Source organism: Streptomyces sp. PCS3-D2, assembly GCF_000612545.2.
Taxonomy (GTDB): domain Bacteria; phylum Actinomycetota; class Actinomycetes; order Streptomycetales; family Streptomycetaceae; genus Streptomyces.
Window position 1 is genome coordinate 1 of the sequence record NZ_CP097801.1, and the last position, 21,972, is coordinate 21,972.

Consider the following 21,972-nt stretch of genomic DNA (forward strand, 5'->3'; position numbering starts at 1 on the left):
GAGGGGGTCGATATTCGGGCCACCGACAGCGTGGCTCTGATCGATCCGAAGGGGTCGGCCGTCGATATCGTCCAGGCGATCGGGCGGGCTCTGCGGCAGAAGCCCGGTGAGGGGAAGATGGCCACCCTGATCGTGCCCGTTTTCCTGCGGGAAGGCGAAAAGCCGGAGGACATGCTTTCATCGAATTCCTATAGGCCTTTGGTGCGTGTTTTGGCGGGATTTCGGGCGCATGATGAAAAGGCTGTGGAAATGCTCGCCATTCCGCAGGAACAGCAGAAAAGGATCGTGGACCCGTCACAGCCGGTCGGTGAGGAGCCGGAGGAGGGTGAGGAGGAGTCGCGGCTGCTGCTGAAGTTCGCGACGCCGCGGGACCCGGCGCTGATCGCGAAGTGGATCAGCTACCAGGTGATCCACACCGAACGGCAGGACTGGCGCCGGGGAGCCGAAGCCGCCTACCGGTACCGAGAGCGGGAGGGGGATCTGGAGGTCCCGTACGAGCACGTCGAGACCGCGGGAACATTCCCCCTCGGCAGGTGGCTCTCGGACCAGCGGCGCGCGTACCGAGCCGGGACCATGACCGGGGAACGCGCGGCCGAGCTGGAGGAGCTGGGGATCGTGTGGGACACCGCCGACGCCGGCTTCGAAGCCAACCTCGGGGCGGCACGCGCCTACCACGAGCTCCACGGAAGCCTCGCGGCGCCGCGGGGCGCAGCGATCATGGACGTCCAGATCGGGCAGTGGCTGACGAACGTACGCCGGCCCGGCGGGCTCGGCAAGGACCCCGTACGCGCCGAGCGACGGGCCGCGGCGCTGGCCGCGGTCGATCCGGACTGGAACCCCGCCGCGCTGGGATGGACGGTCGACTGGCAACGCCACTACACCTACCTGACGCAGCTCCTCGCCGACGGCGCGCAGCCGGCCGCGGTCGTACCCGGGGTCACCCGACACGGAGACGACGTCGGACGCTGGCTCGCCACACAGCGCAGGAACTGGGACCGGCTAAACACCGAGCAGCAGCGCCGGCTCAGCGAACTCGGCGTGAAGAAGGCCTCACGGGCCCGCAAGACCGCGGTGAAGACGGGGGCGGCGTCCGGACCGCGGGCGGGCGGGGACGCCTTCCAGAAAGGCCTCCAAGCCCTCACGCAGTACATCGCACGGGAAGGCCGGATGCCGGGACGCAGCGCCATCGAGGAACTCCCCGACGGACCCCACCGCGTCGGCATCTGGATCGGCAACCAAAAGGCCCGCCGCAACCGACTCGACACCGCGCAGCTCGGCGCCCTCGCCGACCTCGGCATCGACTGGGCCGCCGGATAGGGGTGCGGCGGCCTGTCAGTGCCGCCCCACGCGGTTGTCGCTGCCCGGTCAGTGCCCGGGGGACGGCTCTGCGGATGCCGGGGGCGTGGGGGACGGCTGCTCGGCCTGCGCCGAGCAGCCGTCCCCCAGACCGAACAGGAAGGCGAGCAGCAGCCAGAGTCCCGCGCCCACTGCTGCTGCGTTCTGGAACCAGCGGGCCGCCGGGGTGGAGGCCGGTGAGGCGCCGTCGGCGTGTCTGGTCAGCAGTTCTTCGTGGGCTCGATCTTCTCGACCCAGGAGGCGGGAAGTGAGATGGTCTGCGTGGCAGGCCCGTCAGTCACGCGCAGCGAGATGCGCTGGGGCGCGGGGCCGGCGGTGATGGTGCCACACAGGGACGCCTTTGCCGTGGTCTGGCCATTCTGACGGTAGGTCACCGTCACCGGTGCGGTCACAGGCTTCTTCGGCGGGCCGAGCCACACCAGCCCGGGGGAGACAATCAGGCAGGCCAGCGACCCGAGGGCCGCGCCGACCGCAATCCACAGACGTTTCGCGACTGTCAGCACAGCCTTCCGGCCCTTGGTCCCGTACCACCGCACGAGCTTGTCGTCGGTCGAGACGTCTTGGCCGTTGCCGATCCGGAGCCAGCCGAAGGCCGCGGCGTAGCCGACCACGATCGAAACGGCTGCCAGGAAGGCACCGATCACGAGGGCGACGAAGAGCCAGTTCCGCGTGTCATCGGAAAGACCCGGGGCCGGGCGGCGGCCGGCGTACCGGGCGGGGTGGTCAGGGAGGTGAGGGTGGCGTCGACGAAAGGCGGCCGACCAGAGCGGGGCCGGTGGCTTCCTGCCAGGAGGTGGTGGTGGTGAGGCGGTTCAGGTGCTGGGCGACGGTGTCGGTGCCGTGGTGCTCGCCGAGCTGCTGCATACGGGCGGCGAGCAGCGGCCACGGGCGTGAGCCGATCAGGAGACCGGCTTCCCGCTCCGGCAGGACCTCCTTGATCATCGCGACCATCCGGGAGTGCGCGGCCGGCTGCACCCTGAGCTGTTTCAGGGCGCGGGGCCGGTTGCCGAGGTCGAGGTCGCGGGGAACGGTCAGGCCCTCGGTCAGCGGGCCCCATACCCGCTTCGCATCCGCACTCGCAGGCACGGACGCGGCGGGGGCCGGGGCGGGCCCGCCCGCAGGGGCGGGGGCGGGTGCCGGAACGGGGGCGGGTGCCGGAACGGGGGCGGGTGCCGGAACGGGGGCGGGTGCCGGAACGGGGACTGGGCGGGCGGGCGCGGCCCACAGGTCACCGGCCGCGCCCATGCGTTCGGCCAGCACATCCCTCGCGGCGCCGACCGGCCCGGGAGCGGGAGCTGCCGGAGCGGGAGCAGGAGCTGGCGGGAGCGGGGATCGGTCGGGTGGGCGGTGCCCACGGGTCGTCGGCCGGTATCCGGGCGCCGGCCGCGGGTGCGGGAGCCGGAGCGGCGGCCGCCGCCGGGGCCGCGGTAGGAGCGGCCGGGGCCGCGGTGGGGGCGGCCGCGGTGACGGCGGCGACGGCCTGGTCGACGCCCGCTCCGGCTTGGTGGGCGTCGGTGAGGATCCGGGCGACGTCGATCCCGGCCGCATCAAGACCTGCCCTCACAACCGCCAAGGCCCAGCCACCCCGGAGGCCTCATGCACCAAACCCTCGGCACCACCCCCGTCCTGCGTCCCGCCCAACGGGAAAACACCCGCCGGACAAGAACCCGAAGTCAAAAGTGCCAGAGGTGTGCCACACACCAGACCCCACACACCAAAGACCCCCACCACCACCGCACCGCGTCGACCACCACCCCACACACCCCTCCCCCAGCCCGGCCAGCCGTGCCGGCCCCCCGCTCCGGTGCTACAGCACCGAGCGTCTACCGGAGCACGCCCGGCTCCCTTGCCCGGAACGGGCAGCCGGCGACGAGCGCGGGGCCCGCGGCCGGGGTCAGAGCCGACTGACCGGGCGCCGCAGCCACGGGCGCGGGGCCGAGCGGCACCGGGCAGCCGTCGCGGAGACCCGGGGCCGGAAGGCGGGCCGGGTGGTCAGGCAGGTGAGAATCGCCTCCACGAGGCAGCCGACCACAGCCGTGCCGGTGGCTTCCATCCAGGAGGCACCGACGGTGCGGCAGTTCAGGTGCCGGGCGACGGTGTCGACGCCGTCCTGTTCGCCGAGCCGCTGCATACGGGCGGCCAACAGCGGCCACTGACGCGAGCCGACCAGGAGACCCGCTTCCCGCTCCGGCAGAACCTCCCTGATCACCGCGACCATCCGGAAGTGCACGACCGCGGTACGGACAGTGCGCTGCAGCACCTCACGGGCCACCACCGACCGGACCTGGCTGGTGGTATTGCACGACGTCAGCGACCCGGCCTCCATCGGGCCGTGGTGGCCGCCCTCCCGACCCAGCCCGGTACGGGATGGACCATGGCCACCACCCGCCTGCACGACCCGCGCCTGACCGGGGGCGGGCGCACTCGCATCACCATCGACGTCTACACCCCCGCTGAAGCCGTCAACTATCTGTAAGAACGCGTCACCGCTGACAGCGCGGAACACCTTCTGAACGGACGGGAGGCAGATATCGCGCGGACGCTCGGCTACCGGCCGCTCGCCCTGGGACATGCAGCCGCCCACCTCCTCGCCGAGGAACTCGCGCAGTGCAAAGCGCTGCGGACCCTGGCGCGGTCGATGTCCTCCGAGATCGCGTTGCGCCGGGCTCTGCGCCAGGCCCTTCGGGGGGCGGACCTGGACGGGTAGTTCACGCCGACCGGCTGGCCCGCCCGGGCGGCGGGTGACGTTGGGGCGGCCCGGTGGTGGTGCTAACCCCGGAACGCTCTGGGCACCGGACCTCATCCGCGCACGCCATGCCGGCGCGGCTGAAGGCGACCCTCACCGCGCGTCTGGACCGCAGCCGCCCGTTCAGGCTGAGAAGCAGCCCTGGTGAGGGGCGTCCTGACACCTGACGCTGCCACCACGGACGTCCGCGCCAGCTGCCAACGGCGGACAGGACGCGTCAGCTGCCAACGGCGGACAGGACGCGTCAGGTGTCAGGCCGCGGGCCCGCTCCGGGCGGACCGGGGGAACGGATGGAGTGTCCGGAGCGGTGTGCGTCCCAGCCGTTCAACGACGGGACACACCAACGGTTTCGCGCCCAGCGCCACGGCACCGTGTCCACACCGGCGCTCGCCCGCCGTGGCCCGGGCGGCAACCGCTGGGGTCGCAGCACGCCGCGAGTTACCCTTGCGGATCTTGGTCGTCCCGGTGGGCGGTACAGTGCGCGCCGTGAACATACACGGCTGGTACGTGTGGATCACTCTCGGTCTCGCCGCTCTGCAAGTTCTGGGCCTCGTCCCCATCGTCCGGCGGCTGCGTGGCGACGATCGTGCGCTGCGGTCGCAGGCTCGCCTCGAGCTGCTGGAGACCTTCGGGACCCTGATACTGATGGGCGGGCTGCTCCTGAGTCTGACGGTGGCGGAGTCCTGGTTCTGGCTCGCTGCCACCGGCTTCGCGCTCATGGCCGCCGATTACGCCGTCCAGGGCATCCGCCGGCTTCGCACCCGTCGTCACATGACTTCGTAAACCTGGTTCGGCCTCGGGCAGGGCACGTTCTGGTGAGCCCGCGCAGGGCCCGGCCGGCGGTGACTACGGGGCACCGGCCGGGTCCTGCGTGCGTGGGTGTTCCGGCGCCACCGGAATCCCCGCTGAAGCCTGACACGCCCGAAGTCCTCCCGCGCGGTGGAAGACCTCCGGCTGTACCGGCCGGGTGACGGGTACTCCGGAGCGGTCGACAACCCAGCCGGAAAGAGGGTGACGGTTGCCGCGTATCGATAGCGCCGTTCTCCCCCGAGCAGCGCCCAGGAAGCGCCCGCTCGCCGGGACCGGGCCGTCCGGGAGCAGAGCCCTGCTGCCCACGCACCGGCACAGCACGCGCCGACCAGCAGCCAGACAGAGTGGCGGCGCCGCCACGGACCTCGAACATGCCCAGCGCAGCGGTCACTTCCAGCAGACGGCGAAGCCGGGCAGGAAAGAGACCGGCCGGCCAGCACCGCCAGGCCCGATGGTGCGCAGCACGTTCAGCAACGACGAGTCCGTGAACGCGACCTGGGCGACATTGAGGACGAACGGCTCTGCGTCGGCCGCGAACCCGCCGGATGCAGCAGTGCGGGCCGCCGCCCGGGAGAGGGGCGACGGCCCGCGTGTCCGCGGCCGGTCAGAGGCCGGCGGCCGTGTGGTGCGGCTGCGGGTGGTGTGGGTCAGCGGCGGCGGCCCCAGGTCTCGGTGTCGACGGTGCGGCCGCGGTCGTCGCGCAGGGTGGCGGTGTCGGAGCGGTTGTCCCAGACGTAGTCGCGGCGGCCCTGGAAGAGGTCGGTGCGGGTGTTACGGCCGATGCCGGTGTGGATGCGGATCGTGGCACGGGAGCCGATGCGGACGTTGTCGAAGCGGTAGCGGTTGCCGTCGTTGTCACGCAGGGTCCAGCCGCGGAGGTTGATCGGGTTACGGGTGGTGTTGCGGATCTCCACCCACTCCGCGTTGAGAGAGCGGTTCGAGCGGTCCTCGCGTCCGGGGCTGTCGGCCTGGACCCGGCTGATCTCCACCCGCGGCCGCTGCTGGTGGTGGCGGTCGCCGTCGTGCGCGGCGGCCGGCAGTGCGGCGGCGGAGACGATCGCACCGGCCGCCAGGACGGTGGCGGCGATACGGCGTACGGAGGAAGAAGCAGAAGACATAGGTGACGCTCCCTCAAGAACAGCACCCCACCAGCCGAAACACACTGGTGAAGGTGCCTGTCGGTTCGGCCCGGTTGAGCCGAGGACCAAACTCTCGACCCGACACGACCCCCGCCGCAGCCCCCACCGACGCCGGTTACCAGACGTGGACATATCCGTCACAGTCACCTGCACGCTGCATGCGTTTCCCGCGAGCGTGCCCCTGACATTCACTGACTGCTACATCCACCCGCCCCGCAAACCGGACATCAGGGTCAACACGCTCCGGCGCACCACCGGGTGCACTTCTCGGTTGGCTCACCCGCCCGGACCAGGCGATCACGTAACAACCGTTCTGCGGAATTCTTCGCACACATGCCTACGATCCGCACGTGTGTCGCCGTGCGGCGGGACAGGGTGGCCGGTCTCGGGCGACGGTGCTGTGGCCCTGCGGGAGCCGGTCCCGTACCGCTTTCGGTGGATCCCGGTACGCCAGCACTCCGGGCGCGGCAGCCTGGAAGTCCTGGACCAGCTCTCGGACTGGCCCGATCGCGTGCTCGGCGGGGAGGGGTTGGTTGTGGTGGACAGGGTGCTCAAGGCGTCGGGGGCCGCGCACGAGGGAGCGGTGTCGGTGCTGCTGGCCGACCGCAGCGAACCGGGCCCGGTCTACTACGACGTCGGCAGCGGAAGCCACATGCCGTCCTCAACCAGATGGCACACATACGACGGCCGGTTCTCCCGACCGCGGGCCGTCCTGCTGCGGGGCAGCTGCACGTGCGGATGGCGGGGCGCAGCCGAGTACCCACTCGACCGGACCACCCTCCCCACCGACCAGCCGCTCTACGAAGCGGACATCGACCTCTCCGGGCCCATCGCCGACTACGAAGCTCACCTGTCGGCCATCCGCGACGCGGCCGTCCCCCTCCCCGCGGGACTCGTCGGGCTCCTGGCCAAACTCGTGCGGCAGCTCGGCGACCTGGCCGCCGACGAGCCGCTCGTCGCGCTGAAGGCCCTCGCCGACCTACGGCACCTCATCGCCCAGACCGGCCAGGACGCCGCGTACGAGCTCTACGATCGGAACGTGCCGATCGAGGAGGTGGCCGCAGCACTTGGCACGAGCACGGCTGCGGCCTCCACCTACCTCAACGACTACCTGCACTGAACCTGCCCCGAACAGGCAGTCCCCGCGGGGCGGATGTGGTCGACGCCGGTGCGCGGCCAGCGTCGGCGGGCGTAGCGTGGCGGGGTATGAGCGAGGTTGTGGAAGCCAGGGGTCCGAAGGTTCCGCCGAGTTACCCTCCGAAGTCGCCGCCGCCGCAGAAGAAGCCGGTGGAGCCGCCGCGGCCGCAGCCGGCGACGAAGCCGAAGTCGCTCACCGGGGTGCTGCCCCGGCTGGTCGTCACCAGCCGGCGGGCGCGGGTGCTGGCGTTCCGTGCGGACCGGTGGGCGGCGAAGAAGGCCGCCGCGCAGGCAGCGCTCGCCGTCGCCGAGTGGGACTACCCGCTCCTGGACGAGCACGACTTCCTCAAAGCGGTCCACGGCCTGGTGGGCGCGGCCGTGGCGGCCGGCGGGAAACGCGTCAGCGTCCACCTCGCCGACCAGGACGCCAAGATCCTCGTCATGGCCCTCAACCACCAGACCGCCGGACAGGACTCGGCAGGAGCCGTGCCGACCGAGGTGGCGGTGCTACACACCGTGGACGCGTGCGGCGCCCACACCGACCACGACGGACACGCCTGGTGGGCCCTCCTCGACGCCCAACCCCGGCCGAAGAAGCGTCTGGCGTAGCAAGAGAAGCCGAGTTCACCCAGGGCCGTGAATGCGATCGTTGGTCCGAGGTCGGGTGGATGCTGTCGACCGGGGGCGGTGACCGGCTACGTGTGACGGCGGCCGGGGCCCTGCCCTCGGTCAACAGCGCCCCGGGGACCGGGAGCGGCCCGTCTGGCTTTGTTTCACGAGAACGGGCTCTGGCTCAAGTTCTGTGGAGTGGCCGCACAGCACATTCAGCGTCCCGTTCTGTCACCGTTCAGGTGATCGCGGGCTGTGGTCACATAGGCGGCGATGGCCGTGGTGAGGTGATGGTGCTCATCGCGGGCAGCCTGCACGGAGGTGCTGTCGGCGTAGTCCCTTTGCCGAGCAGCGAGCCGAATCTGAAAGGCCGCGCCTGCAACCTCCTGGGCGAGCTCAGCGATACGCTCGGGCCCTTCGAGCTGAACGACGGGGAGTGTCGCCCGCAGGGCGGCATCCCTCTCTGCAGCCTCCGCCCGCAGAACTACGGCGCGCGCATTTATGCCCGCACTGTCGTGAGCAGCCCCACTACTGGTGAGTTCGGCACGAGCCTGCGCGAGTGTTACGGTGCGCCGTGTCCCGTACGCATACGATTCCGCGGCCTGCAGGAAGGCGGCGTAGGCGTCCCGTTGGTGCTGCCGGCGGACTGCGTCTATGGGACCGCGGTGAGCTCCGTGGCCTTGGTGACGCCCTGCCATGTAGGCCGCGAATGCGGCCACGAGTGCCGTCGGACTTGCGATGACGACGGCTATCACCTGTGGGTCCATGCCCGAGATCATGCAGCAGCCGAGCTCCGGGGACTAGACAGTTACAGGCGCCACAGAAGTTGCGCCAGAGCCGGTTCTCGTGAATAGAGCCACCCGTCCGAGGACGGCTCCCAGCGGTGGCCATTGCACGCCTCTTCCGGGTCAGGCCCGGCGTTGACGCGCGGATGTGGGCGTGCGCCGCACCCGGACAGGTGCTGAGCCGAAGCACGCCAGTTGTCACCGGCAGAGCCGGATGACGTGGCGAGTGCGACCGAACGAAGCAGTGTGGCTGTCACCAGCGAGGCACGCGGCTTGTCACAAGTACTCGTTCAGCAGCCTTTCTGTCACCAGTTCCTCGACGACCAGCTGCGCGGCCGTAGACGCTCGCCCTGGGGTCCGAACATGATCAGGTACTCGACCGGACCGCTGGGACTGGCGTTCGCCACCCCGTGCGGGGTGCGGGTGTCGAACTCGGCGACATCCCCGGGGGTCAGGATGAGGTCCTGGTCGCCGAGGGCGAGCCACAGCCGCCCGTACAGGACGCACAGCCACTCGTGGCCGTCGTGGGAGACCTGACGGGGCCGCGCGGGCGGGTCCTCAAGGGCGGGCAGGACGTGCTTGTGGGCGTGCAGACCGCCGACGTACCGGGTCAGCGGCAGCACCGCCTTGTCGTCACCAAAGCTCAGCGGCGCCGTAGCACGCGGCTCGGTCCCGGAGCGGGGCACGGTGCCGGCCAGCTCGTCCAAGGAGACGCCGTATTCCTTCGACAGGTGCAGCAGCACCTCCAGGGTGGGCTTGCGCCGGCCGGTCTCGATCCGCGACAGCGTGCTGGTCGAGATGCCGGTCGCGCAGCTGACACCGGCGAGCGTCGCGCCGTAGTGCTCGCGCGCGGCCCGCAACCGGGGCCCCATCGCGGCCAGCGTGCCGTCCACGTCGTCGACTGCCACCCTTCCCGCTCCTTCTTGCCGTACCGTTCCAGCGCTCTGTCCTGCGATCTTGCCAGAATGGCAACGCTGATCGCACCGAGGGGCCGCCGCGCCGCATGATCGACGGGTACCCGCCAGCCGCCCGCGAACCGAGGAGAATCCCATGCAGCCCGAGCCGACCGCCGTACTCCGCCACCGCATTGTCGAAGCCCCGGCCGGGCGCCTGCACCTGGCCGAGCAGGGCACCGGCCCGCTGGTCCTGCTCGTGCACGGCTTTCCCGAGTCCTGGTACTCCTGGCGCCGCCAGCTCCCGGCCCTCGCCGCGGCCGGGTACCGGGCAGTGGCGATCGACGTGCGCGGCTACGGCCGCTCCTCCAAGCCGGAGGCGACCGACGCCTACCGAATGCTCGACCTAGTGGAGGACAACGTCGCCGTCGTGCGCGCCCTCGGCGAGGAGGACGCGGTGATCGTCGGCCACGACTGGGGCTCCAACATCGCCGCCGCCTCCGCCCTGCTGCACCCCGGAGTCTTCCGCGCGGTCGGCCTGCTGAGCGTCCCGTACGCGCCGCCCGGCGGCCCGCGCCCGACCGACGTCTTCGGCCAGATCGGCGGCCCTGAGCAGGAGTTCTACGTCTCCTACTTCCAGGAGCCCGGCCGCGCCGAGGCGGAGATCGAGCCCGACGTACGGAACTGGCTCGCCGGCTTCTACGCGGCCCTGTCCGCCGACACCATGCCCGCCGAGGGCGAACCCGACCCGCACTTCGTCTCCCGCGGCTGTCAGCTGCGCGACCGCTTCCCCGCCGGCCCGCTCCCGGCATGGTTGAGCGAGGAAGACCTCGACATCTACGCCGCGGAGTTCGAGCGCACCGGTCTGACCGGCGCCCTCAACCGCTACCGCAACATGGACCGCGACTGGGCAGACCTCGCCCCCCACCGGGGAGCCCCGATCAAACAGCCCGCCTTGTTCGTCGGCGGCGCACTGGACGCGTCCACCACCTGGATGGCCGACGCCATCGACGCCTACCCCACCACCCTCCCCGCCCTGTCCGCCTCCCACCTCCTGGACGGCTGCGGCCACTGGATCCAGCAGGAACGCCCCAACGAGGTCAACCGCCTGCTGACCGACTGGCTCGCCACCCTCCAGGACTGAACCAGGCGGGCTGTCTGGGCAGCTTGGGGGTGCGTTTCGGGTGGCCGCGCCGAGGGCGCGTATGGCGGTCTGCTCGATGGTGCCGAACAGTCGCACCACACGTACTCCACCACGGCAGTGACAACAAGCATGCCTATGTGACAACCATCGTGCCCCGGCTCATGCGGCTCTGCCGGGAGCGGGGCCGGTGGCGGGGGTCAGAAGGAGACGTCGAAGTAGTCGATGTCGGTGAACTCGACCCGGAGCTGGTCGGCGCGGGTGCCGCCGTCCTTGAAGTAGATCTCCTGCAAGCCCTCGGCGACGATCGCGCGCAGGTCGCGGTCGGCGGCGCCTCGGGCTCGGGCGTCGAAGAGACGCTGGGCGTATGCGGGCGGGAGGTGGACGGTCAGGCGGCGGACCCGTCCGTCGTCGGTGGTGCCGATGGGTGCGGTGTAGCCGAAGCGGGCGCGGGTCTCGACGGTGATGCCGGTGCTGGTGGCGGCTTCCTTGCGGCGGCGGCCGCGGACCACGGGCTGCCAGCGGGCGCGTACGGCCGTGTCGATGCGGGTGGCGACCGGCTTGGGCGGGGTTTTGCGGTCGCCCTTGCGGTAGCGCTCGACGGACCGCTGGCTGACGCCGAGTTCGGCGGCGACCGCGCGGGTGGTCCCCAGCTGCTTGAGCAGGAAGTTGATCTGGCCCTTGAGGGTCTTGGGCGGGGCCTTGGTGAAGGCCTCCTGGTCGGCGCGGCCGATGGCGTCCTCGATCTCTCCCACAGCGGTTCAGCTCCTGACAGGTGTCCGGGTCGTGCACGGTGAGCGGTCGGTGAGCCGTGGCCTCCGGTCGCGGGAGGCCACGGCTCGGTGTTATTCGCCGTCGTCGAGGACGGCGTCGCCGCCCTTGATGTGGCGGGCGGGGTTGAGGCCCTTCTCCATCAGGTCCACCGCCCACGCCATCTCCTGCACCCCTTCCAGCTTGGCCAGCCCGGGGGTCGGGCCGAGGCGGAAGCCGCCCATCAGCGACTTGCCCGACGCCGCGTACGGCAGGAAGTCCAGCGGCGAGGCGCCGGGGCTGGGGTAGACGACGCAGTCGGAGAGCACCGCGAGCGGATACAGGCCGGTCAGCTTCACCATGTTGGCGAGCTTGCGGTGCATGTTGACCCGCGCCTTCGAGATCACGGCCGCCCGAATGTCGGGGCGCCATGTGGGGCGCTGCATGGCAGGCCAGGGGTCGCCGTCGCGGTAGGTGCGCCCCTGGGGGCGTTCACGGAGTTTGCCGATGCCGCCCTTGACCGTGGCCTTGATCGCCGCGAGGACAGCGGCCATCGCCGGGTCGGTCTGCTTGTGGTGCTCCATCGCCGCCAGGAACTCCGCGTCCGTGAGGTCGGCGGTGACGCCGAGGTCGGCGAGGGTCTCCAGGTACGCGGTCTTGAGCCGGTCGTGCCACGGGTCGAGGTACGCCCCGGTCTCGCGGCGCAGGTAGGCCTCAATCGGCTGGACGTCGTGGCCGAGTTCCTGGGCGTAGGCGAGGGTGTGGGTCTGGTACCAGGCAGGTCCCGTCGGCCGGGTGCCGTCCGGGGTGAACGGCGACGGCAGACGCGGGTCGAGTTCGATGCCGGAGAGGTCCGCCAGCCAGGAGCCGGGGATCTTCTTGTTGAACACCGGCCCGTGGAAGTGGTCGGGTGCCGACAGGCCCACCGTCAGCCGAGCGGCGGCCGCGAGGAACGCGGTGTTCAGGTCCAGGCCGACCGCGTACGGCAGCAGGCACTCCTCGTCGGAGAGGAGGGCGGGGTCGCGGACCCACTGGTAGGCCTCCTCGTTCAGGAAACCCCCGCTCCAGCCCGAGCGGACGACGACCGGGTGTTCGCCGATCGCCTCCGGGGGCGCCGGGTCCATCGGGTCCGTTCCGAGGCTGCCGGGATTGTGGCCCGAGATCCAGGTGCCGTTCTCCTGCACGGCCCGGGTGGGCGGGCGGAGCGCGGTCATCAGCTCCAGCCCGGAGACGGCGGTGGAGCCGCGCGGGGTGATGACCCGCTGGGCGTAGACGCCGAGGACGCGGGCGATGTCGGCCGGGGCCAGTTCGGCGACGCCGGGCCAGGAGCGGGTGTCGAGGGCGTCCCAGGACAGGACCGCGAGCTGCACGCACTGCCGCGCGTTCCCCTGGGCCTTGCGGTAGATCCGCGCCCACGGGCCGAAACCGCGCTGCGTGAGCTGCCACTTCGCCTTCCCGATCTGCTTCACCACCGGGTGATCGTCGGCGAGCCGCAGGGAGCGGCGCTCCTCACGGCCCTCCAGCCGTTCGGGGAGGCCGAGCTTCACGGCGGCGGAGGCGGTGAGGACGATCAGCGGGTCGGAGTCCTTGCCGTTGCGGTTCAGACGCGCAGCACCGAGACCGGACTCCTTCAGCGTCCACTCCACCAACTCCGTGATGGTGGTGGCGGGGCAGTCCAGCACGACCCCGCCTGCGGCGTACGCGTTGCCGTCGCCGTCGAGGACGGCGAGCGGGCCGTGGGGGAAGCGGGGATCGGCCGGGGTGGTGGGTTTGGCGGCCTTCTTCGCGGCGGGGCGCCGTGACGTCGCCGCCGGACGGACCGGGGCCTCGGCAACGGCCGGGCTGACGGGCTCCGCTGACGGGGCGGCCGGTGCGGGCGTGCCGGACAGCGAGGCGGGGACGGGCGGGTTCGGGCGGGTGGGGTGCTGGGTGGCCCAGCCGTCGAGCAGCCGCTGGTAGGCCTGACGGCGCGGCGGGCGGGGTTCGGAGCGTCCTGCTTCCCAGTTCTTCACCGACTGGGTCGTGGTCTGCAGGACCTGGGCGAGACGGGCCTGGGTGATACCGGCCGCCTCGCGCAGCCGGGCACGCTCCGCCGGCGGCGGCATCTCGGGCTCACCAGTCAGCAGGGCATCCACGGCCGCGAACAGCTCATCCTCGGTTGGCATACGCCAACCCTAGCATGCCTTAACCCCAGATTCCTACATTTCTTAGCCTTGGATTTAACCTTGGTTGATTGTTCTGGACGCGAGCGCGGGGTGGCGGTGCGTGTTGACCTCTCGCAGCGAAGGTTGAGCGTTGTCATCGAAGGTTGGTGACCGCTAGGTTTTCTCACCGAAGGTTGAGTGATCGTTTGAGGCTGACTGCCTGGGGAGACGGTGGGGGAACCGGTAGGCGCGTACGGCGATCCTGCGCTGAGCGCCTTTGACCTGGACTTCTTCGACAGCGGTCGGCGTCGACGCATTGCGCTGGGATCCGGGTGGGATGTCCGGTTCGAGGACGTAGCGCCTGTACGCGGGTTCCGGTGGAACAAGGGTGGCCGCGGCTTCGCGGGCTGGTATTACACGGTGACCACGGGCAGTCATGTGGGCTACGAGTCGTGGCTGGAGCGGGACCGGCTGATCCCGCTGGACTTCGTCCCAGATGTGGTGGGGATCGCCTCACAGCCGTTCTGGCTTCACTGGCGCGACGCGGAAGCGAAGCGGCGGCATGCGCCCGACTACTTCGTACGGCTGGCCGACGGACGTGCCCGGGTGGTCGATGTCCGCGCCGAGGACGATGTCGACGAGCGGACCGCGGAAGCGTTCGCCGCTACCGAGCGGGCCTGTTCGGCGGTGGGCTGGGAGTACGCGCACGTCGGTGTTCCGGATCCGGTGTTCATGGCGAACGTGCGGTGGCTGGCCCGCTACCGGCACGGCCGGTGCGGCCGTGAGAGCGCCATCGCTGAGCGCCTGGTGGAGGTTTTCCGGCAGCCTCAGGAACTGCGGGCAGGAGCCGAAGCGGTGGGGAACGTTCTGCGCGTCCTGCCTGTCCTGTTCCACCTGCTCTGGAAGGGGGCACTTCGCGCTGACCTTGGTGGTGCTCTGCTGAGCAGTGGCACGGTGGTCCACACGTCGGAAGGTCATGTCGTCGGGCTGCAGCGGCGAGCCGGGGGCCACGGCCTGCTTCGGCCGAGGTCGGGCATGCACGGTGATGGGAGTCAGATGCGCAAGCTGTCGAGGCCGGCAACGGTCGGTGTGGGCGATCGGGTGCGGTTCGCCGGCCAGGTCCGGGCGGTGCTCGCGGTGTCCGCTCGTGCGGTGACGCTGAGTGCGTTGTGGCAAACCGGATCTCGTTCGAATCCTGCGGTGCGGGTGATCATTCGGGCAGAGATGTCAGTGCGGTCGTGGGCATGAAGAAACGGGCCCCTTGGTAGTGACGTGGTTGTTGAGGCCGGTCACGAGCAAGGAGACCCGTTGTGCGACGAGTTGACCATCCCTGCTGTACCCGCGTCCACCACGGTCATCCCTGAGTGTGACTGCTACGTGCACAGGTTCGGTTCGATCGCTCCGGGACGGCGGGCGCGGTGCTATCCGAGTGACATGACGGACGCGGAGTGGGCCGAGGTCCGTGCCGCGATGCCGGTACCGGCCTGGCTGCTCAAGCGGGGCGGGCGTCCGGAGGCGTACTGCCACCGCGAGATGCTCGACCAATGCCACGAAGTTAAGGATTCCGTGGTGGCGTCAAGGCGTCGGGGAGGGTGAGCCTGTAGGTGTTCGGCGCGGTGCGGATGAGCCGGCCGTTGCGGGCCCAGTAGCAGAGTTGCGCGGTGAGGCTGCTGAGGGGGCGCCCAGAGGCGGGGAGTCCAAGATGTCGCGCGATGTCCCGGGTGTGCATGGCCTGGTTGGAGTTCGCGGCCATGAGCTGGCAGAGCTGGCCCCAGCGGCCGGAGAGGGTCCGGCTCGGGTCCTGCGCGCTGGGCAGGGCTGGTGGGTGCACGGTGATCTCGATGGCGGTGATCGGGGTGCTGTCGCGTGGACGCCCGTCGCGGTTCCAGATGTTGTAGCGGGAGGTTCCGCACTTGACGATGCGGGCGGACAGTCGCAGTCGGCGCCCGGGAAGCAACGCGTGCAGGACGCGGGCGCCGATGTGTCCGACCAGGTCGGAGTGGTTGCTCGGCCCACAGGCCGCGGCCGTCCCGACCAGGCTGACGACAGTGTCACGGGCGGCCTCCAGGGCGACGGTGAAGCTGGCCCGGTCGGGATCGCAGCCGGGCACCGTCTCCACCGCGGTCACCATGACCGAGCGCAGGGCCTGGTAGAGAGTGAGCAGTCCCCACATCTCCTGGTTGAGGCCCACTGGGTCCTTCGACCGTAGAACTCGGCCCTTGAGCAGGGTATGACGCAACGCCAGGTAGGTGATCTCGATCTCCCAGCGCTCGTGGTAGAGACGCACCAGGTGGTCAGCTGGATCGGTGCGGTGGTCGTGGAGCGTGGTCAGCAGGCGGTAGGTGCCGCCGAAGTCGCCTCCGTCGGCAGTGCGGGCCCGGATCTCGGCCTCGATCACCCGCAGCGACAGGCCCCCGATCCGGGTCAGGTAGGAGCCGTCGGGCAGCAGCGCCAGCACGGGCGGTCGTCGGGTGCTGGTGGCGCGAATCAGGAACTGCGCTCCCTGAGCTGCGATGTCTGTGAGCAGTTCGTTGCTGTCGAAGGCGCGATCGGCGAGGAGGAGCATGTCCGAGGTCAGGTGGCCGACCAGGTCGTGGGCGTAGTCGGTCTCGCCCTTGGAGGCGGGGCCGAAGACCGCGGCTATCAGGCCGCGGGTGCCGGTTTCGCACAGGGTCAAGAGCATCAGCCGGGGGAAGCCCGCCGGCCCGTGGCGCCGTTCGGTGCGGCCGAGCCAGGACCGGTTGCGCTCGTGGTCGGGAACGTTCAGGCTCCCGCAGCCGTCGAAGGCGACCGTGCGCCAGCGTCGGTAGCGCACTCCGGGCGTGGACGGCTGGCCCAGCGGTCCGGCCAGCACGTCGAACAGTCGCTTGAGCGGGGCCACCCCGACTCGCCGACGCAGATCGCGAAGCGCCTTCTCTGAGGGCTGCGGCACCCGGACGGCCAGTCTGGCCGCGAGTTTGCCCCACACCAGACCGGTGCCCAGATGCTCAAACAGCGCGAGTGCGAGCACGAAGTACACCCCAACGCGCGAGGGGAGGCTGCGCAGTCGTCGCTCGCGCGCCCCGGTCTCGTCCAGCACTGCATCCACCAACTCGGGTGGGATGACCTGGCTTAACTCACCGATGTGACCGGGCGCGAACACGTCGCCGCCCGTGACAGACTGGGCCACTGAGCCTCTGCTTCCTCAGGAAGATCTTGGTCGATCCCCTGGATAGCAGAGGCCCATCCCACATCTCGCCCACCCTTGACATCACCGTTGAACGCTTAACGTCGTGGCATTGGATGCTCGACGCTGTGCGCTACCTGGTCGACAACGGCGTGAAGTGGATGGCCATGCCGGTCGACTTCCCGTACTGGCGGGCTGTCTACGACTTCTTCCGCCGCTGGCGGACCTGCGACTACGTACGTGAACTGCACGAACGCCTGCGCCGCACGGCGAGACAACGCTCAGGCCGCAACACTGAGCCCAGCGCGGGCATCATCGACAGTCAGTCGGTCGACGCCTCCGAGACCGTCGCCGAGGACAGCCGCGGATACGACGGCGGCAAGTCACGTGACGGACGCAAGCGTCACATCCTGACCGACACCGACGGTCTGCTGCTGGAAGTGACCGTGACCACGGCCGACGTGCACGACTCCAAAGCCGCCCCCGCGCTGCTGGAGACGTATCTGGACCAGCCGGGCCGGCTGCTGAAGCTGGTGTGGGTCGACAGTGCCTACCAGGGCCCCGCACTGGCCGAGGCGTTCGCCCGCCACGGGGTGCGCGTCGAGGTCGTACGCCGCTCCGACGGGCAGCGCGGCTTCGTCGTCCTGGCCCGCAGGTGGGTGGTGGAGCGCACGCTGAGCTGGCTGGCCCGCTCACGCCGCCTCAACCGCGACCACGAACGACGCCTCGATCACCACGCGGCGATGGTGTGGTGGGCCGCCGTGATCAGGCTGTCCCGGCGCCTGGCCGGCGATGCTCCGCGCTGGCCGGAGAATCGTCCCGGCCGACCGCCCCGGGCGCGGGCATGAACCGTCCGTCCCTCGCCCGCACCAGCCAGCCCCGCTTCTCCAGCACATAGGCACGGTGCCGGATCTTCTCCACCTCGTTCTTGATCTCCGCTTCCCGGCCCACCGCCCGCGTCAGCTCCACCCCGTTCACCGGTCCCGAAGCGGTCACCGCAGCGGCGAACACCTCCCGATACAGGCCACTGAGCTCCTCCTCACCCATGCCCGACCGCCACACCGGCGGCCTCTCGCCACGACCCGTGCTGGGGCCACCCGATCCCACAGCGGTAGCCATCTCACCGCCGGACGGCACGGCAACCGGCGCATTCATCGGGCTCTCCTCCGCCAGCACCGACACGAGCTCCTCACGCCCCACCCGGGCCCGCTCGACTCGCTCCCACGCGGCATCCACCTCGGCCTGAGCCTGCTCCAGAACCTCCGTCCAGGACTCCAGATCCTGCCTCGCCCGCGCCTCACGCTGTTCCATCAACCCCAGCACCGACGGCATCGCATCCTCCTCGATCCACAACAAGCCGTCCGCTGCCTGCCCCTACATCTCCGCGATCATGTCCCACACACGAAGAAGTCCCTGTTCATCGAACAGGGACTCCCTTTGCCACAACGCACTGAGTCCAGGGATGACGAGATCCTTCAGGATCTGTACGAGATGGGCGACACCGAGAACTACGTTCCCTACCCGCAGCCGGGAGGCCTTATCTCCTGGGCCTCGTCCAATTCGGGGGACACCTTCTACTGGAGGACGAGCCCTGCGGATCCGGACGCCTGGCCGGTAGTCGTCCGCACGGACAACGCCGACTGGGTCGAGTTCCCAGTCGGTGCCGTCGAGTTCCTGGCCGGCGTGTACGGGCGCACCATCGACGTGCCGGGCATGCCCAGAAACTTCCCCAGCGACGACCCGAAGGTTCTGGGCCTGAACGACCGCATCGACTACTGACTTCAGCTCGTCAGGGTGATTCGTTGCGAAGTGACTGAGGTGGGGCACCAGAGGCGACGCAAACTATCCGAAAACGACCTCTCAGGCCCCGGGCACGACAGCAGCGCCCCCGACGCCATCGGCATCGCCGCATCCGCTCCGTGCAGGCGGCGATGTCCTCTGGTGGACGCGACGAGCAGGGGTGCGGGGCCGCTCGTCGAAGGGCCGGAGTCGGAAACGGAGTCGAAACAGACCGGACAGCCTCGGCTGACGCTGGACCGCAAGCGGGGCCGGTCACTTCGAGCGCGGCGGGGTGGCTTGGCCCCTGCTGGGCCGGCTCGTCGTGGAGCACTGGACTCCGGAGTGGAGCGAGCCGGCCGGCTACGCCGCACACGTGGCTTTGCAGGCCTGGAAGCGCCGACGTCGACCGCGGAATCGGCTTGTGCCGCAGAGCAGTTGTGCACGCTGCCCTGACCGGGCAGCGGACAGGCCCTAGATTTGAGGAACCTGTGGTGGCCGGGGCGTGCTGCTGCTATCAGTGGAGGAGCCGTCAGTTTCTGGTGACGACTGGTTCCGGGGAGGGAGGGGTATTGACACGAGGTTGGAAGATCACGGTGGCGGTGGCGGGCATCGTCTCGACACCGTTGCTCTGGCTGCTGAACAGTCCGGATACCGGGCAGCTGGTCGGGGCATCGGTCCAGGCTACAGTGGCGATCGCCGCCCTGGTCTGGGCACTGTTCCAGCAGCCGTTTTTGGGGCGGGGGCAGGGGTTGGTGGATATGGCCGTCGGGTCGGGCAAGGCCGAGGTCATCGGCGGAGGCAGAGCCAGGACCGGGGTACGGCGCCCTGCAGGTGAGGGGAGCGGGTCGGCGACGGCCGAGCGGACCGGGAACGCGCGCGCGGAAGGCCCCGGCAGCGAGGCGAGCACGGGTGTCGAGTACACCTGACCACCGCGGCACCCCCTCAGCCGACGGTGGTGCGGACGGTGGGCAGGCGGTATCCGGCTATCGAGGCCCCGTACCCAGCAGCGGTGGTGCGCCATCGGCCGTACTGCAGGTATTCGACACAGGGGCGGCGATCGCGATCGGGCCCGGTGCGACCTCGGTCAGCGGGAGCCTGACCGTGCACCAGCGCGGGCCACAGGAACCGGCTTCCTGGCCGCACCAGGTCGGTGCGGTCCCGCCCCGGGTGCAATCCTTCCAGCACCGCGCCGAGGCGGACCGGCTAAGTACGGCCGTGCAGAGCGGGGGCACGGCGGCGCTGTGCCAGGTGCTGGCCGGAATGGGCGGGGTGGGCAAGACCCAGCTCGCCGCCGACTACGCGCACACGGCATGGCGGGACGACACAGTGGATGTACTGGTGTGGGTGAGCGCCGCAACCCGCTCGGCCGTGGTGACCCAGTATGCGCAGGCTGGCGTCGAGCTGTGCCGGGGCGACCCCCATGATCCGGACCGGGCCGCCGTCTCGTTCCTGGCATGGCTCGCGCCCAAGCCGGGTGCGGCGCTGTGCCGGTGGCTGGTGGTGCTGGACGACGTCGCCGAACCGGCCGACCTGCGCGGCCTGTGGCCACCGGCCAGCCCGCTGGGGCGCGTCCTGGTCACCACCCGCCGCCGCGACGCCGCGCTCACCGGCGTCGGCCGCCGTCTCATGGAGGTCGGTCTGTTCACTCCCGCCGAGGCCGTCGCCTACCTGTCCGAGGCGCTGGCCGTGCACGACCGTGCCGAACCCGATGACCAACTCGCCACCCTCGCCGCCGACCTGGGACACTTGCCGCTGGCCCTGTCCCAGGCAACGGCCTACCTCGTCGACGCTGGCGTCACCATCCCGGCATACAGAGCCCTGCTGGCCGACCGCGCCACCGCGCTCGCGGACGCCGCCCCCGACACCCTGCCCGACGACCAGAACCACACGACGGCCGCCGCCCTCACACTGTCCCTGGACCGCGCCGACGCTCTCCGCCCCTGCGGTCTGGCTCGCCCCATGCTGCAGCTCGCCGCCTTCCTCGACCCCAACGGCATCCCCCAGACCGTCCTGACCAGCGCCCCCGCACTCACTCACCTCACCGCCTGCCGAACCCCCACCGCGGGTGGCACACCGAAGCCTGCCCCGGTCACCGAGGCCGAGGCCACCGCCGCCCTACGCGCCCTGCACCGACTCCACCTCATCGAGCACACCCCCGACACACCCCGTCAGGCCGTCCGCGTCCACCAGCTCACTCAACGCGCCGTCCGCGACACCCTCACCCCCGATCAGCGCGACACCCTCGCCCGTACCACTGCCGCCTCCCTGGTTTCCGTCTGGCCCGAGGTCGAACGCGACACAGACCTAGCCCAGACCCTGCGTGCCAACACCACCGCCCTCACCAGCCACTCCGAAGAAGCTCTCTACCAGCCGGACGTCCATGCCGTGCTGGACCGCGACGGCCGAAGTCTCGGCGAGTCCGGTCAGGCCACCGCCGCTTGCGGCCACTTCCAGCACGTCGTAGCCGAGAGCCAGCGCCACCTCGGCCCGGACCACCCCGGCACTCTCAGCACCCGCCACCATCTCGCGCGGTGGCGGGGCGAGGCTGGGGATGCGGCCGGCGCCGTCACCGCATTCGCCGATCTGCTGACCGACCAGCTGAGGGTGCTCGGCCCGGACCACCCTCACACCCTCACCACCCGCCACAACCTCGCACGGTGGCGGGGCCAAGCGGGGGATGCGGCCGGCGCCGTCACCGCATTCGCCGATCTGCTGACCGACCAGCTGAGGGTGCTCGGCCCGGACCACCCCGACACGCTCATGACTCGCCACAACCTCGCGCGGTGGCGGGGCGAGGCTGGGGATGCGGCCGGCGCCGTCACCGCATTCGCCGATCTGCTGACCGACCGGCTGAGGGTGCTGGGACCGGACCACCCCGGCACTCTCACCACCCGACACAACCTCGCACGGTGGCGGGGCCGAGCAGGGGATGTGACCGGCGCAGCCACCGCACTCGCCGATCTGCTGACCGACCAACTGAGGGTGCTCGGCCCGGACCACCCCCACACCCTCACCACCCGCCACAACCTCGCGTACTGGCGGGGCTGGGCTGGAGATGCGGCGGGCGCTGCCAGCGGATTTGCCGATCTGCTGACCGACCGGTTGCGGGTGCTGGGACCAGACCATCCCGGCACCCTCAGCAACCGCCACAACCTCGCGCGGTGGCGGGGCGAGGCTGGGGACGCGACCGGCGCTGCCACCGCACTCGCCGATCTGCTGACCGACCGGCTGAGGGTGCTCGGTCCGGACCACCCCGGCACCCTCAACACCCGCCACCATCTCGCGCGGTGGCGGGGCGAGGCTGGGGACGCGACCGGCGCCGTCACCGCATTCGCCGATCTGCTGACCGACCAGCTGAGGGTGCTCGGCCCGGACCACCCCCACACCCTCACCACCCGCCACAACCTCGCGTACTGGCGGCATAGAGCCGATCGAAGGGATCCTGATGTCGGGTAATCCGAACCTCTTCTGCCCGCCAGTCCGGCCGGGAGGGAAGCGGCGAGGCCATCACCCAGGC

21 protein-coding genes and 1 pseudogene are annotated in these 21,972 nt (G+C 70.6%); 12 read left to right on the top strand and 10 right to left on the bottom strand.

The features are described 5' to 3' along the window. Positions 1-249 precede the first annotated feature (249 nt). Positions 250-1,317 (top strand): helicase associated domain-containing protein, encoded by a 1,068-nt coding sequence (locus AW27_RS33690; RefSeq protein ID WP_304949968.1) that lies wholly within the window; start codon positions 250-252, stop codon positions 1,315-1,317. Positions 1,318-1,365: 48 nt separating this feature from the next. On the opposite strand, the gene AW27_RS33695 is transcribed toward AW27_RS33690, so the two are convergent. From AW27_RS33695 to AW27_RS33710, 4 genes are all read right to left on the bottom strand, one after another. Next, positions 1,366-1,488: a hypothetical protein gene (locus AW27_RS33695; protein ID WP_269084609.1), complete on the bottom strand. Its 123-nt coding sequence runs from the start codon at positions 1,486-1,488 to the stop codon at positions 1,366-1,368. A gap of 68 nt (positions 1,489-1,556) precedes the next feature. Then, the gene (locus AW27_RS33700; RefSeq protein WP_037930910.1) at positions 1,557-2,000 is read right to left on the bottom strand and encodes a hypothetical protein; all 444 of its coding nucleotides are present in this window, start codon (positions 1,998-2,000) and stop codon (positions 1,557-1,559) included. Positions 2,001-2,079: 79 nt separating this feature from the next. Further along, positions 2,080-2,442, bottom strand: coding sequence for a hypothetical protein (locus AW27_RS33705; protein WP_157840344.1), 363 nt, complete (start codon positions 2,440-2,442; stop codon positions 2,080-2,082). An 808-nt stretch (positions 2,443-3,250) separates the two neighbouring features. After that, a complete protein-coding gene (locus AW27_RS33710; protein ID WP_304949969.1) occupies positions 3,251-3,616 on the bottom strand; it encodes a hypothetical protein in 366 nt (121 codons plus the stop codon). 72 nt (positions 3,617-3,688) lie between these two features. On the opposite strand from AW27_RS33710, the gene AW27_RS33715 reads away from it, so the two are divergent. Then, positions 3,689-3,832: a hypothetical protein gene (locus tag AW27_RS33715; RefSeq protein WP_157840345.1), complete on the top strand. Its 144-nt coding sequence runs from the start codon at positions 3,689-3,691 to the stop codon at positions 3,830-3,832. A gap of 756 nt (positions 3,833-4,588) precedes the next feature. Further along, positions 4,589-4,885 carry a hypothetical protein gene (locus AW27_RS33720; protein WP_037930932.1) on the top strand — a complete coding sequence of 99 codons (297 nt, stop codon included), beginning with the start codon at positions 4,589-4,591 and terminating at the stop codon, positions 4,883-4,885. Between the two features lie 674 nt (positions 4,886-5,559). Here the strand turns inward: AW27_RS33720 and AW27_RS33725 are convergent. Next, the gene (locus AW27_RS33725) at positions 5,560-6,030 is read right to left on the bottom strand and encodes a lamin tail domain-containing protein (protein WP_037930915.1); all 471 of its coding nucleotides are present in this window, start codon (positions 6,028-6,030) and stop codon (positions 5,560-5,562) included. A gap of 421 nt (positions 6,031-6,451) precedes the next feature. Here AW27_RS33725 and AW27_RS33730 point away from each other — a divergent pair, with 421 nt between their 5' ends. Together AW27_RS33730 and AW27_RS33735 are read left to right on the top strand one after the other, a co-directional pair. Further along, on the top strand, positions 6,452-7,171 hold the full coding sequence (locus AW27_RS33730; RefSeq protein ID WP_052031408.1) for a hypothetical protein: 720 nt from the start codon (positions 6,452-6,454) through the stop codon (positions 7,169-7,171). Between the two features lie 86 nt (positions 7,172-7,257). Beyond that, on the top strand, positions 7,258-7,797 hold the full coding sequence (locus AW27_RS33735; protein ID WP_236647899.1) for a ParB N-terminal domain-containing protein: 540 nt from the start codon (positions 7,258-7,260) through the stop codon (positions 7,795-7,797). Between the two features lie 1,090 nt (positions 7,798-8,887). On the opposite strand, the gene AW27_RS33740 is transcribed toward AW27_RS33735, so the two are convergent. Beyond that, complete coding sequence (locus tag AW27_RS33740; RefSeq protein ID WP_037930921.1) at positions 8,888-9,490, bottom strand: helix-turn-helix domain-containing protein; 603 nt, start codon at positions 9,488-9,490, stop codon at positions 8,888-8,890. Positions 9,491-9,632: 142 nt separating this feature from the next. Between AW27_RS33740 and AW27_RS33745 the strand changes: the two genes are divergently transcribed. Then, positions 9,633-10,619 carry an alpha/beta fold hydrolase gene (locus AW27_RS33745; protein ID WP_304949970.1) on the top strand — a complete coding sequence of 329 codons (987 nt, stop codon included), beginning with the start codon at positions 9,633-9,635 and terminating at the stop codon, positions 10,617-10,619. Positions 10,620-10,816: 197 nt separating this feature from the next. Here the strand turns inward: AW27_RS33745 and tpg are convergent, their stop codons facing one another. Together tpg and tap are read right to left on the bottom strand one after the other, a co-directional pair. Beyond that, positions 10,817-11,371: a telomere-protecting terminal protein Tpg gene (gene tpg, locus AW27_RS33750; RefSeq protein WP_037930923.1), complete on the bottom strand. Its 555-nt coding sequence runs from the start codon at positions 11,369-11,371 to the stop codon at positions 10,817-10,819. A 90-nt stretch (positions 11,372-11,461) separates the two neighbouring features. Further along, the gene (gene tap / locus AW27_RS33755; protein WP_037930925.1) at positions 11,462-13,531 is read right to left on the bottom strand and encodes a telomere-associated protein Tap; all 2,070 of its coding nucleotides are present in this window, start codon (positions 13,529-13,531) and stop codon (positions 11,462-11,464) included. A gap of 210 nt (positions 13,532-13,741) precedes the next feature. Between tap and AW27_RS33760 the strand changes: the two genes are divergently transcribed. Together AW27_RS33760 and AW27_RS33765 are read left to right on the top strand one after the other, a co-directional pair. Then, positions 13,742-14,758, top strand: a complete 1,017-nt coding sequence (locus AW27_RS33760) for a TnsA-like heteromeric transposase endonuclease subunit (protein WP_370466728.1) — start codon at positions 13,742-13,744, stop codon at positions 14,756-14,758. Positions 14,759-14,887: 129 nt separating this feature from the next. Continuing rightward, positions 14,888-15,052, top strand: a pseudogene (locus tag AW27_RS33765) (IS5 family transposase); the annotation flags it as partial. A 13-nt stretch (positions 15,053-15,065) separates the two neighbouring features. Here the strand turns inward: AW27_RS33765 and AW27_RS33770 are convergent. After that, positions 15,066-16,679, bottom strand: coding sequence for an IS4 family transposase (locus tag AW27_RS33770; protein WP_304949932.1), 1,614 nt, complete (start codon positions 16,677-16,679; stop codon positions 15,066-15,068). A 113-nt stretch (positions 16,680-16,792) separates the two neighbouring features. Between AW27_RS33770 and AW27_RS33775 the strand changes: the two genes are divergently transcribed. Continuing rightward, the gene (locus AW27_RS33775) at positions 16,793-17,524 is read left to right on the top strand and encodes an IS5 family transposase (RefSeq protein WP_304949971.1); all 732 of its coding nucleotides are present in this window, start codon (positions 16,793-16,795) and stop codon (positions 17,522-17,524) included. Here AW27_RS33775 and AW27_RS33780 read toward each other — a convergent pair. Then, positions 17,442-18,008 (bottom strand): BAR domain-containing protein, encoded by a 567-nt coding sequence (locus tag AW27_RS33780; protein ID WP_236647901.1) that lies wholly within the window; start codon positions 18,006-18,008, stop codon positions 17,442-17,444. The genes AW27_RS33775 and AW27_RS33780 overlap by 83 nt on opposite strands. 105 nt (positions 18,009-18,113) lie before the next feature. On the opposite strand from AW27_RS33780, the gene AW27_RS33785 reads away from it, so the two are divergent. The 3 genes from AW27_RS33785 to fxsT all read left to right on the top strand — a co-directional run bounded on the left by AW27_RS33785 (position 18,114) and on the right by fxsT (position 21,911). After that, positions 18,114-18,455, top strand: coding sequence for a hypothetical protein (locus tag AW27_RS33785; protein WP_236647902.1), 342 nt, complete (start codon positions 18,114-18,116; stop codon positions 18,453-18,455). 569 nt (positions 18,456-19,024) lie between these two features. Further along, positions 19,025-19,381, top strand: coding sequence for a hypothetical protein (locus tag AW27_RS33790; protein ID WP_172671444.1), 357 nt, complete (start codon positions 19,025-19,027; stop codon positions 19,379-19,381). A 175-nt stretch (positions 19,382-19,556) separates the two neighbouring features. Beyond that, positions 19,557-21,911, top strand: coding sequence for an FxSxx-COOH system tetratricopeptide repeat protein (gene fxsT / locus AW27_RS33795; RefSeq protein WP_304949972.1), 2,355 nt, complete (start codon positions 19,557-19,559; stop codon positions 21,909-21,911). The last annotated feature ends 61 nt before the right edge of the window (positions 21,912-21,972 follow it).